Source organism: Proteus terrae (genome assembly GCF_003144325.1).
Classification (GTDB): Bacteria; Pseudomonadota; Gammaproteobacteria; order Enterobacterales; family Enterobacteriaceae; genus Proteus; species Proteus terrae.
Map to the genome: position 1 here is coordinate 27,321 of NZ_PENS01000018.1, position 11,423 is coordinate 38,743.

Below are 11,423 nucleotides of genomic sequence, written 5' to 3' on the forward strand. Positions count from 1 at the left end.
AGATGTAAGGTGTGTTAGATGTATTGGGTAAATGGACAACAGCAACAAAATGTAGATGCCAGTGATCGAGCAGTACAGTTTGGTGATGGCTGTTTTACAACACTGGCTGTTGAACAGGGGGATCCCGTTTTATTATCTGCACACATAAACCGCTTAAAACAAGGCTGTAACGCTCTCTTTTTACCTCATCCTAATTGGTCTGAACTTGAAAAGCAGATCATCTATGTGGCTTCTCTGGCTCAAACAAAAAGTGTTATAAAAATTATTATTAGTCGTGGTTTTGGTGGGCGAGGATATTCCTCTAATGGATTTATAACACCGACAGTAATAATCTCATTGTCCTCTTATCCTACTCATTATCTCCACCAGCAAAACGAAGGTGTATCGCTTGGTATTAGCCCTGTTACCTTAGGGCAAAACCCTTTGCTGGCTGGGATCAAACATCTCAATCGTTTAGAACAAGTCCTTATCAAATATCATTTAGAAAAAACAGAATTTGATGATGTTTTAGTGTGTGATAATGAAGGATATTTAGTTGAAGCTAATGCAGCGAATCTTTTTTGGCGCAAAGGAAATAGGTTTTTTACACCAAATCTGACTAATTCAGGGGTAAATGGCATTATGCGCCAATCTATTTTTCAATTAGCTCAAAAAAATCATTGGAAAATTGATATTGTGAGAGAAAAACCTGAAACGCTTTATCAGGCTGATGAAATATGGTTAACAAATGCGTTGATGCCAGTGATCCCCGTTTCACAAATCACTTTTTCAGATGATAAGTGCTATAAATACCCTAGTAGGGATTATTATCATGTTGTTTTACAACACACTTTGTCACTTAAATAGAATTTAATGAGTTATAAATGAAGATAAAAAAAATAGTATGGATAGTTTTTTTTGCCTTATTGTTTAGCCTTGGCGCAGTTGCATTGTATATGATGCAACATATTCGGGGTTTAGAAGAAAATATTGTTGTGAAACAAGATGAAATGCTACTGACTGTACCAGCAGGAACAGGGCGTGTTGCTATGGAGCAACTATTAATAAAAAACAATCTGCTTAGCGAAGGGGATTTTTTTCAGGTTTTATTAAAAGTGAAACCTGAATTAAGCCAATTTAAAGCAGGTACTTATCGTTTAACAAAAGGAATGACATTGCATGATGTCTTACTGCTTATCAAAAGCGGTAAAGAAGCCCAGTTCTCAATCCGTTTTATTGAAGGAAGTCGCTTAAAGGATTGGCAATCTATTTTTGAGCAAGCGCCTCAACTTGCAGCTGTGGCACACACAATGGATAGTGATAAGTTACGTGAAGAAATAGGAATAAAACCAGAGATTTCTAATTTAGAAGGTTGGTTTGCACCTGATACATACCATTACACCGCGGGTACGACAGATGTCGCAATTTTAAAACGCGCCTACCAGCAAATGGAAAAAACATTAGAAGAAGAGTGGATTAAACGCGATAGTGATTTACCGTATAAATCGGCTTATGAAATGCTTATCATGGCATCAATTATTGAAAAAGAGACGGGCATTGATGCCGAAAGAACAAAAGTCGCGTCTGTTTTTATTAATCGATTAAAAACTAATATGCGATTACAGACCGACCCAACGGTCATCTATGGTTTAGGTGATAAATATAGAGGCACGATTTATCGTAGTGATTTAAATGGTTATACACCTTATAACACGTATCAAATTGATGGTTTACCACCAACACCAATAGCAATGCCGAGTGTCGCTTCAATTAGAGCTGCTGCACATCCAGCGGATACTCGTTATCTCTATTTTGTTGCAGATGGAACGGGTGGTCATAAATTTTCAACCACACTCAATGAACATAATAAAGCCGTCGCACAATATCGACGCTTACAACAAAGATAATTATGAACAACAGTAAATTTATTGTAATTGAAGGACTTGAAGGCGCTGGAAAAACCAGTGCGATCCAAACGGTTGTTGATACCCTAAAAGATAAAGGTATTACTAACCTAGCATTTACTCGTGAACCGGGTGGCACACCGCTTGCCGAAAAATTACGTGAACTTATCAAACAAGGTATTGAGGGTGAAAAAGTTACGGATAAAGCAGAATTATTGATGCTATACGCAGCGCGTGTTCAACTTATAGAAAACGTGATAAAACCTGCACTTGCGGATGGTAAATGGGTTATTGGTGATAGACATGATCTCTCTTCACAAGCTTATCAAGGCGGCGGGCGCGGCTTAGATAAAGATCTTATGTTGTCACTTCGTAATACTGTCCTTGGTGATTTTCGCCCTGACTTAACCTTATATCTTGATTTAGATCCTGCTATTGGCCTTGCCAGAGCGCGTGCTCGAGGCGAGTTAGATCGGATTGAACAAGAGTCAATGGATTTCTTTTATCGTACTCGCGAACGTTATCAAGCATTGGCTAAAGATGATGATTCTATTATTACGATAGATGCCTCTCAAGCAATTGAAAAAGTACAAGCAGATATTCGTCAAACATTAACAGCGTGGCTAGTTCAGCAGGAAAATAAATTACTATGAATTGGTATCCTTGGCTAAATCAGGCATATCGGCAACTTATTAGCATGTATCAAGAAGGGCGTGGTCATCATGCTTTGCTTTTACATGCGATAGAAGGCATGGGAGGAGAAGCACTCTCTTATGGATTAAGTCGTTGGTTAATGTGCCAGAATAAACAGGGATTAAAAAGTTGTAATGAATGCCATAGCTGTCGATTGATGCTTGCTGAAACACACCCTGATTGGCATGTTTTACAAAGTGAAAAAGGTAAGTCTTCGATAGGTATTGAAGTTGTAAGAAAAGTCACTGAAAAGCTGGAGCATCATGCTCAGCAAAGTGGTTCTAGAGTAGTTTGGATAAAAGACGTTGAAGCGTTAACAGAAGCGGCTGCAAATGCATTACTCAAAACGTTAGAAGAGCCGCCTAAAAACACCTATTTTTTACTGAATTGTCAGCAACCAGAGGTTTTATTAGCGACATTGCGTAGCCGTTGTTTTTATTACCATTTAGCAACGCCGGATTTTCAACACGCAACGCACTGGTTACAGCAACAATTACCAAATATACCTTATGCGAATAGTGTGACAGCATTGAATTTATCGCAGAACGCTCCAATTTTGGCGCTTTCATTATTGAAAGATGAGTGGAAAGAAAGAGAGACTTTTTGCCAAGCGTTATACACCAGCATACAACAACGTAATTTATATGCATTTCTGCCACAATTAAATCAAGATAATGCTGAGCATCGCCTGTATTGGTTGTTATCACTGCTGCTTGATGCATTAAAATATCAAACCAATGCACAAACCTATTGTGTGAACCAAGATCAGCAAGCATTGATTATGGCGTTATCACAATGGCCTTCGGATATTTTATTATCCACTATTGATGGATGGAAACAGTGTCGTTATCAGTTAATGACCATTCCTGCATTAAATAGAGAATTATTACTAGTAGAACAACTGCTAGATTGGGAAAATCAGCTAGCCACAAAAAATTAATTAGCTATATATTAATTATGATTTAGCTGTAATAAAAAACACCTATACGTTGTACCAGATAAATGAGAGTAAGTTATGTTTTTAGTTGATTCACACTGCCATCTCGACTGCTTAGATTATGAAAAATTACATGAAAATATTGATGATGTTGTCGAAAAAGCACAGCAGCGTGATGTTCAATATATGTTAGCAGTAGCAACTACATTACCGGGTTTTAAGAGTATGCGTGAGCTAATCGGTAAACGTGACAATATTGCCTTTTCTTGTGGGATCCACCCTTTAAATTTAGACGAAGGTCATGATGTTGAAGAATTAGCTCGTTTAGCAGCCGCACCTGATGTTGTGGCTTTAGGTGAAACAGGGCTAGATTACTATTACCAACAAGAAAATGCGGCACTACAACGTGACATTTTCCGTGAGCATATTCGTATTGGGCGCCAAGTTAATAAACCCGTTATTGTGCATACACGCAGTGCTCGTGAAGATACGTTATCCATTTTAAAAGAAGAAAAAGTTCAAGATTGTGGCGGTGTTCTGCATTGCTTTACAGAAGATAAAGAGACCGCAACAGCATTACTTGATCTTGGAATGTATATCTCCTTTTCCGGCATTGTGACATTTAGAAATGCAGAACAAATTAGAGAGGCCGCTCGTATCGTTCCTCTTGATAGAATTTTAGTCGAAACAGACTCTCCTTATTTGGCACCAGTTCCTCATCGCGGAAAAGAAAATCAACCGGCTTATGTCCGTGATGTTGCAGAGTATATGGCAGTCTTAAAAGGGGTGAGTGTTGAAGAGTTAGCGCAACAAACAACGCGTAACTTTGCTAAGCTCTTTCATATTCAAAACTTACCTGCTTAATAGAATTGATCAGGAATTAAAATAAATAATAAGGTGATGAAAATGGCAGAAGAAACAATTTTCAGTAAAATTATTCGTGGTGAAATCCCAGCTAATATCGTTTTTCAAGATGATACAGTGACCGCATTTCGTGATATTTCACCTCAAGCACCCACTCATATTTTAATTATCCCCAATAAACTTATTCCTACTGTAAATGATGTTACTGTGGAAGATGAACAAGTATTAGGACACCTTTTTGTTGTTGCTGCAAAAATTGCACAACAAGAAGGTATTGCGGAAGACGGTTATCGTTTGGTGATGAACTGTAACAAACATGGTGGACAAGAAGTTTTCCATATTCATATGCATTTGCTTGGCGGAAAACCATTAGGGCCACTATTAAGCCAATAATGGATATAATGCTAACAGCAGGATAACAGGAAGTAATACATGATAAGACAAGGTAAGGCCATTTGTTCATTACTTATCGCTGTATTTATGACGACATTGCTCTCAGGATGTTTATCATCTCATTCAGGTAATAAACTCTATTTCAATCGTCAGCAGGCTATTATTATGGAGCCTTCGGTATTAGTTGTAGGTGTTGTTGCTGGTCAGCCAACCATTGAACACCATGCTAATGGCACAAAAGCGACAGTCATGTTATCAAATACACAATCTTACCCTGTCTCTATTCGCTATCGTTTTTATTGGTATAACGAACAAGGGCTTGAAGTTTCCCCTGCTGGGAATGTAAATGATGTGACTATTCTTGGCGATGGTGATACCGAAATTAGTGGTGATATACCAGATAAGACCATTAGTTATGTCAGAGTTTATCTCTTTACTTAGGATAAGGTAACGCGAGCATGAAAAGAGTTCTATTTGTGGCGATGTCTGTGTTTTTATTAGCAGGTTGTCCATCCATGTTGCCACAACAACCGCCAGTACCTGTTGAACCAGTTACGCCTACTGAGCCAGTAGAGCCACCTAAACCCATAGAGCCACCGATTGAAGTTGTGCCAACGCCACCTAAAATCACGAGTATTAATTGGAATGCAGCTGTCACGCCTTTAATTAGAGAAATGGCGGTTACTGGTGATTTAGAAGTGGGTAAGCTTATCGTTGTTGATAATGTTAAAAATAATTCAGGCGGGAATATTCAAGCGGTAAATGCAACCAATACTATTATTGAATCAGTTAATACTATTAGTGCATTGCAAACTGTGCCTTATACACAAATGATGTCAGCACGAAAAGCACTTGGTTTATCAGGTGAAGATAGTTTAGGTCTTCGTAGTGCAGCGATTGGTTTAGCCCGTTATTTGAAGGCTGATTATATTTTATTCTCAACCGTTGATGGTAAAAAAGATAACCGTGTGATCAGTATGCAGTTAATGTCAGTTTCTTCTGGTGAAATTCTTTGGAATGGACGCCATCAGGTTGAGTGATCCGCATTACTCAAGTTTGCTTAATGCCTTGCAAGCGCTTTTTCCTGCAACGGCATTAAGTAAATGGAAAATTACGACATTAGAAGGATCAGGTGGTGGCGCTTTTCGCGTGCAATGTGCAGATATAGATTGGGTTGCTCGTTATTATGGTGATGAAAAAAAAGCGCTTTATGTACATGGAAGAAAAGAATACGCCATTTTAAAACAGCTTTCAGGATCTGACATATCACCTAAAGTTGCCACCCGTTATAAAGAATGGTTTTTTCTTTATTGGTTACAGGGCGAACATTTAACCCATCAATCGCTTTTTAGTACTTATTTAAAACCGCTGGCTGAAAAAATAGCTATACTTCATCAACACACGCCGCTAGGTTTCCCTCTTAACTTAAATCATGAGCTATTAGTTTATTGGCAGAGTATTGATAGGAAACGCTTGTCTGCTAAATGGCTACACTTACAACAACATTTTTTACGCCAACCGCGATGCAATCTCATAAAATACGCGCCTGCTCACATGGATTTGCATGTTGAGAATATTCTTCTTAGTGATTCAGGTATAAAATTTATTGATTGGGAATATGCCGCCGATATTGATACAGCGGATTCGTTGATGACGTTCTTTGCAACAAATCAACTCAATGAATCGCAGCAAAATATGTTTTTAGATTATTATTGTTCGTATCATTGCCATTATGCTCAACTCAAAGAGACGGATGTTTCTTCTGTAAAGGAGTTGAGAGAGCGTATTCTTTCAAGAGAGCCATTTATTTTTTATATGATGCTAATGTGGTATGAAGTTCGTTGGCAACAAACAAAAGATAGATCATTTTTAATAATGTCTGAACCTTTACGTCGCTATTTTAGTCTGACGAGTTAAAGACGTTATCTTGTCACAATTACAAAGAGAGGAATGTTATGGGTCCAGTAATGCTTGATGTTGAAGGATATGAACTCGATAGTGAAGAGCGTGAAATTTTAAAGCATCCTCTTGTCGGGGGATTAATCCTTTTTACCCGCAACTTCCACGATGCTGAACAATTAAATGAATTAGTTCGCCAAATTCGTGATGCATCTCATGAGCGCCTTGTGATTGCAGTAGACCAAGAAGGAGGACGAGTACAGCGTTTTCGTGATGGTTTTACACGCATACCGGCAGCTCAATCTTATGCGGCATTAAATGAAAGTTATCAAGCGAGCCATTTAGCACAAGAAGCTGGATGGTTAATGGCATCAGAAATGATAGCTATGGATATTGATATCAGTTTTGCGCCTGTACTCGACTTAGGTCATAACTGTATTGCCATTGGTGAGCGTTCTTTCCATGATTCACCGGAAGTTGCCATGACAATGGCAGAGAGTTTTATTAAAGGTATGCGCTCTGCTGGCATGAAATCAACAGGTAAACATTTCCCTGGCCATGGTGCGGTCAGAGCAGATTCTCATAAAGAAACGCCTCGCGATGATCGCTCTTTAAATGATATTCGCCAACGTGATATGTCTATTTTTAAAGATTTTATTCAACGCCAGTTATTAGATGCCATTATGCCTGCTCACGTTATTTACTCTCAGGTTGATGAGCGTCCTGCAAGTGGCTCATCGTACTGGCTGAAATCCATTTTACGTGAACAATTAGGCTTCCAAGGCGTTATCTTCTCTGATGATTTATCGATGGAAGGTGCTGCTATTATGGGAAGTTACGCAGAAAGGGCACAACGTTCATTAGATGCTGGTTGTGATATGCTGTTAGTGTGTAATAACCGAAAAGGGGCGGTGAGTGTGTTAGATAACCTGTCCTCTGTCAAAGCAGAACGCATTTCCACATTGTACCATCACCGAGGTCGTTACACATTGAGTGAGCTACAAAACTCTGATCGTTGGAGAAAAGCGAATCAGTTGCTGACCCAATTACAGGAGCAATGGCAGGAGCGAGCATGATTATATATTTACATGGTTTTGATTCCACAAGTCCTGGAAATCATGAGAAAGTTTTACAGCTACAGTTTATTGATCCTGATGTGCGTTTTTTAAGCTACAGTACGTTGCATCCTCGTCATGACATGCAACACTTACTGAAAGAAACGGATAAAGTGATTAAATCCACGAAAGAGCCCGTATTAATTTGCGGTGTAGGATTAGGTGGATATTGGGCAGAGCGTATTGGTTTCTTATGTAATATTCGTCAGGTAATGATTAACCCTAATCTTTTTCCTTACGAAAACATGACAGACAAAATCGACAGACCTGAAGAATATTTAGATATTGCAACGAAATGTATTAAAGATTTTCGTTCTAAAAACAAAGATAACGCTTTAGTAATTTTATCCCGTAATGATGAGGTTTTAGATAATCAGCGTTCTGCTGATGAATTATCGCCTTATTACTCTGTAATTTGGGATGAAGTACAAACGCATAAATTTAAGAGCCTCTCTGAGCATCTATTTAAAATTAAAGCGTTTAATAGCAAAAGCTAAGACTAAAGTAATGTGTTTAAAATGGATGGCGTTTGTTCCATCCATTTTTTTGTCTAATGTAGCTAAAAATGCTCATACTTTCCTTTCTACCTATCTCTTTTCAACATTTGTTTTGATCCTTTATTTTTATCATTTCAATTATCACGACTGACTTTAACAGTCTCCTTTGTTGTTATTATGTTAATTCATTGTATTTGTTGATAAAAATAAATACCTTTGTATTTTTAATGGTGATTTATTCATCACTCAAAGGCAAAAAACGACTATATTCTTCAAAAAATAGGTATGAATATTCAAATATTTTTGATATAAATCAACTTTGGTATGACCATCTTCCCAATTAACTTGCTTAAGAACAAAAATAACAGCCGAAACGATTTAACTGCCGTTATTTAAGTAGATTTCACTAAGGCTATTTAAATAACAACAGTAAATATCTTTATGGAGTGACGTTAAATGTCATTAAAAAAAATTGTTATTGTCGGTGGTGGTGCGGGTGGTTTAGAACTGGCGACCAAATTAGGCAATAAATTAGGACGCAGCAAAAAAGCAGAAATTACCTTAGTGGATCGCAATAACAGCCATCTATGGAAACCCCTGCTACATGAAGTAGCAACGGGCTCTTTAGATGATGGCGTTGATGCTTTAAGCTATCTAGCACACGGTTATAACCATCATTTCAATTTCCAATTAGGTTCATTAACGGGGCTTGATCGCGAACAGAAAAACATCACACTGGCTGCTATTTATAACGAAGAGCAAGAGCTACTCGTACCTGAACGCACGTTAGACTACGATATTTTAGTGATGGCATTAGGCAGTAAATCAAACGATTTTGGTACCCCAGGTATTAAAGAAAACTGCATTTTCTTGGATAGTCCGCAACAAGCACATCGTTTCCATAACGAAATGTTGAATTTGTTCTTAAAATATTCAGCAGATGCTAATGCACAAGAAGAAAACCGTAAGGTAAATATTGCGATTGTGGGTGGTGGTGCTACGGGTGTTGAGCTTTCGGCTGAATTGCATAATGCAGTACGCCAACTAAATAGCTATGGATTAAAAAAATTAGCGCCTTCAGCATTAAATATTACGTTGGTTGAAGCAGGCGAACGTATTTTACCTGCATTACCAGTGCGTATTTCTAGTGCTGCACATCAAGAATTAACAAAATTAGGCGTGCGAGTGATGACCAAAACTATGGTCACAAGCGCAGATAACGGTGGATTAAACACCAAAGATGGTGAGCATATAGATGCTGACTTAATGGTGTGGGCAGCAGGTATTAAAGCGCCTGATTTTATGAAAGAGATTGCAGGTCTAGAAACCAATCGTATTAATCAGTTAGTTGTTAAACCCACCTTACAAACAACCTTAGATGAGTCTATCTTTGCGATTGGTGACTGTGCATCTTGTCCACGAAAAGAAGGGGGATTTGTTCCTCCAAGAGCACAATCCGCTCATCAAATGGCAAGTCGTTGTTACAGCAATATTTTAGCAATGTTAAAAGATAAACCGCTAAAAGATTATGTGTTTACCGATCATGGTTCGCTCGTTTCACTTTCTAAGTTCAGTACTGTAGGTAGTTTGATGGGGAATTTGATGAAGGGTGACATGATGATCGAAGGGCGCATTGCGCGGATTGTTTATATCTCTTTATATCGAATGCATCAGATTGCTTTGCATGGTTACATCAAAACAGGGCTTATGATGTTAGTAGGATCAATCAACCGAGTAATTAGACCTAAGCTGAAACTTCATTAATTTATCTTTTGCTTTGTAAATAAGACAAAAGTTACCTTTTTAAACCCTCATATTATATGAGGGTTTTTTATCTATTTTTTCTTTTAAATTAAATAATTAAATGAGAATATCTAAACAAGGTAAATAATCTTAGCATAAAGCACTAGATGATTTATCTGTTTATATCGAAAATAACCAATAACTCTAAAGCTCAATAGAACAATGATAAATATAATTTTATTATTAAGGTTAAACTTGTAATATTAAAGATAGCATTTGTTTTTATTTATTACGCTAAGTTATTTAAGAATTTTCTTAAATAAAAAATGATGTTTAATTCATTAATTCATCAAATAAAATGTTATGGTATTTCGTAAATTTGTATTAGAAAGATAATAAGTGAAAATTATTAGAGATAAGCTTAACTTGTTATTTTTACTTGTATTTAAGTGAATAAAATAATTTTACAAATCTTAAAAGTAAATTTTATAATATGAGTTAAATATGAAATATCGCCTATTTTTAGGCAACACTTGTTAACTTGGTGTTATCATAATGCTATATTATAAAATAGTATAATGACTTCTATTTTTTTCAGCTTAATAAATTAAGATCTATCTTAATATAATGTGTAAGTCTTAAGAATGTAGTCAGTATTTATTTAATTAAGTAATTAAAACAGAAATAAGTGGTGTATTTAACATGTCATAAATACGTAGTTTACTTATTATGTTAATCAGCATGGATGTTGAATTAAGCTATCAGATTAGAGAATTCATTTATTGAATACTAAATATATTAGCCAGTTAGAGTGAAACAGTGGCTTTTATTACGTATCTGCGGCAATTAAGGATAAAACAAATGAAAAGGGGTAAAAGTGGGTGTTAATGTCAGAAAGTACACACTAATAGGACTAATCATTGTATTAGCTATTCTTTCATTTATTGCATGGAGGTGGGTATTTCCCCAGCCTCAATACGCTCATGTCGTTTCGGCGACACCTATTAAATCGACCGTTTTTGTGACAGAAGAGTATTGTCATCGAATTGGCTTACCTACACCTTTTACACCAGAAAAATTGTCACGATTTCATCCTGCAGAGCAAGAGTGTCGAGTGTTTTATATGATTGAAGCACTTAATAATAGCAATATTGCTAATTTCCCTTATCCCCAATTTAAAGAGTGCATTCCAATTTATCGTCAAGAGCGCAGAGTTGTGGGTTATGATGTGCTTTATACTATCGATGGAACACCAGGCAAAGTACGGACTACATTTAAACCAGGTGAAGTTATCGCGTTAGATTCTGATGGTAGGCTGATTTTAGAACAAGAACCTTATTGCTCTATGAATGAAAAAGTACCTTGTCGCAAAGAATAAACCTAATGATATAAAAAGAAA

The 11,423-nt window shown here is 37.0% G+C and carries 13 protein-coding genes; all 13 read left to right on the top strand.

Going from position 1 to position 11,423, the window contains the following annotated elements:
- Positions 1 to 18: 18 nt before the first annotated feature.
- The 13 genes from pabC to umoD all read left to right on the top strand — a co-directional run bounded on the left by pabC (position 19) and on the right by umoD (position 11,402).
- The gene (pabC, locus tag DK857_RS16655) at positions 19 to 846 is read left to right on the top strand and encodes an aminodeoxychorismate lyase (RefSeq protein ID WP_109395329.1); all 828 of its coding nucleotides are present in this window, start codon (positions 19 to 21) and stop codon (positions 844 to 846) included.
- A gap of 17 nt (positions 847 to 863) precedes the next feature.
- Positions 864 to 1,886, top strand: coding sequence for an endolytic transglycosylase MltG (mltG, locus tag DK857_RS16660; RefSeq protein ID WP_109402763.1), 1,023 nt, complete (start codon positions 864 to 866; stop codon positions 1,884 to 1,886).
- Between the two features lie 2 nt (positions 1,887 to 1,888).
- On the top strand, positions 1,889 to 2,536 hold the full coding sequence (gene tmk / locus DK857_RS16665) for a dTMP kinase (protein WP_109395331.1): 648 nt from the start codon (positions 1,889 to 1,891) through the stop codon (positions 2,534 to 2,536).
- Positions 2,533 to 3,516: a DNA polymerase III subunit delta' gene (gene holB / locus DK857_RS16670; protein WP_109402764.1), complete on the top strand. Its 984-nt coding sequence runs from the start codon at positions 2,533 to 2,535 to the stop codon at positions 3,514 to 3,516. Before tmk ends, holB begins: the two co-directional genes overlap by 4 nt.
- A 75-nt stretch (positions 3,517 to 3,591) precedes the next feature.
- On the top strand, positions 3,592 to 4,377 hold the full coding sequence (locus DK857_RS16675; protein WP_109395333.1) for a metal-dependent hydrolase: 786 nt from the start codon (positions 3,592 to 3,594) through the stop codon (positions 4,375 to 4,377).
- A 42-nt stretch (positions 4,378 to 4,419) separates the two neighbouring features.
- On the top strand, positions 4,420 to 4,770 hold the full coding sequence (hinT, locus tag DK857_RS16680; protein WP_098943364.1) for a purine nucleoside phosphoramidase: 351 nt from the start codon (positions 4,420 to 4,422) through the stop codon (positions 4,768 to 4,770).
- A 39-nt stretch (positions 4,771 to 4,809) separates the two neighbouring features.
- Positions 4,810 to 5,211, top strand: coding sequence for a YcfL family protein (locus DK857_RS16685; protein WP_109395334.1), 402 nt, complete (start codon positions 4,810 to 4,812; stop codon positions 5,209 to 5,211).
- Positions 5,212 to 5,228: 17 nt separating this feature from the next.
- Entirely contained in the window at positions 5,229 to 5,810 is a 582-nt protein-coding gene (locus DK857_RS16690; RefSeq protein ID WP_109395335.1) for a penicillin-binding protein activator LpoB, read from the top strand.
- Positions 5,788 to 6,687 carry a phosphotransferase gene (locus DK857_RS16695; RefSeq protein ID WP_109395336.1) on the top strand — a complete coding sequence of 300 codons (900 nt, stop codon included), beginning with the start codon at positions 5,788 to 5,790 and terminating at the stop codon, positions 6,685 to 6,687. The genes DK857_RS16690 and DK857_RS16695 overlap by 23 nt, the downstream gene beginning before the upstream one ends.
- 38 nt (positions 6,688 to 6,725) lie before the next feature.
- Positions 6,726 to 7,745, top strand: coding sequence for a beta-N-acetylhexosaminidase (nagZ, locus tag DK857_RS16700; protein ID WP_109402765.1), 1,020 nt, complete (start codon positions 6,726 to 6,728; stop codon positions 7,743 to 7,745).
- Positions 7,742 to 8,281, top strand: a complete 540-nt coding sequence (ycfP, locus tag DK857_RS16705; RefSeq protein ID WP_109395338.1) for an alpha/beta hydrolase YcfP — start codon at positions 7,742 to 7,744, stop codon at positions 8,279 to 8,281. The genes nagZ and ycfP overlap by 4 nt, the downstream gene beginning before the upstream one ends.
- 456 nt (positions 8,282 to 8,737) lie before the next feature.
- A complete protein-coding gene (locus tag DK857_RS16710) occupies positions 8,738 to 10,045 on the top strand; it encodes an NAD(P)/FAD-dependent oxidoreductase (RefSeq protein WP_109402766.1) in 1,308 nt (435 codons plus the stop codon).
- Between the two features lie 856 nt (positions 10,046 to 10,901).
- Positions 10,902 to 11,402: a flagellar biogenesis regulator UmoD gene (umoD, locus tag DK857_RS16715; RefSeq protein WP_098943352.1), complete on the top strand. Its 501-nt coding sequence runs from the start codon at positions 10,902 to 10,904 to the stop codon at positions 11,400 to 11,402.
- Positions 11,403 to 11,423: the final 21 nt, after the last annotated feature.

What these genes read in the sequence shown, in the direction of transcription:
- tmk (WP_109395331.1), top strand. Translation starts at nt 1,889, where the DNA reads ATGAACAACAGTAAATTTATTGTAATTGAAGGACTTGAAGGCGCTGGA.
- DK857_RS16685 (WP_109395334.1), top strand. Translation starts at nt 4,810, where the DNA reads ATGATAAGACAAGGTAAGGCCATTTGTTCATTACTTATCGCTGTATTT.
- DK857_RS16690 (WP_109395335.1), top strand. Translation starts at nt 5,229, where the DNA reads ATGAAAAGAGTTCTATTTGTGGCGATGTCTGTGTTTTTATTAGCAGGT.
- mltG (WP_109402763.1), top strand. Translation starts at nt 864, where the DNA reads ATGAAGATAAAAAAAATAGTATGGATAGTTTTTTTTGCCTTATTGTTT.
- nagZ (WP_109402765.1), top strand. Translation starts at nt 6,726, where the DNA reads ATGGGTCCAGTAATGCTTGATGTTGAAGGATATGAACTCGATAGTGAA.
- ycfP (WP_109395338.1), top strand. Translation starts at nt 7,742, where the DNA reads ATGATTATATATTTACATGGTTTTGATTCCACAAGTCCTGGAAATCAT.
- pabC (WP_109395329.1), top strand. Translation starts at nt 19, where the DNA reads ATGTATTGGGTAAATGGACAACAGCAACAAAATGTAGATGCCAGTGAT.
- DK857_RS16710 (WP_109402766.1), top strand. Translation starts at nt 8,738, where the DNA reads ATGTCATTAAAAAAAATTGTTATTGTCGGTGGTGGTGCGGGTGGTTTA.
- hinT (WP_098943364.1), top strand. Translation starts at nt 4,420, where the DNA reads ATGGCAGAAGAAACAATTTTCAGTAAAATTATTCGTGGTGAAATCCCA.
- DK857_RS16695 (WP_109395336.1), top strand. Translation starts at nt 5,788, where the DNA reads ATGGACGCCATCAGGTTGAGTGATCCGCATTACTCAAGTTTGCTTAAT.
- DK857_RS16675 (WP_109395333.1), top strand. Translation starts at nt 3,592, where the DNA reads ATGTTTTTAGTTGATTCACACTGCCATCTCGACTGCTTAGATTATGAA.
- holB (WP_109402764.1), top strand. Translation starts at nt 2,533, where the DNA reads ATGAATTGGTATCCTTGGCTAAATCAGGCATATCGGCAACTTATTAGC.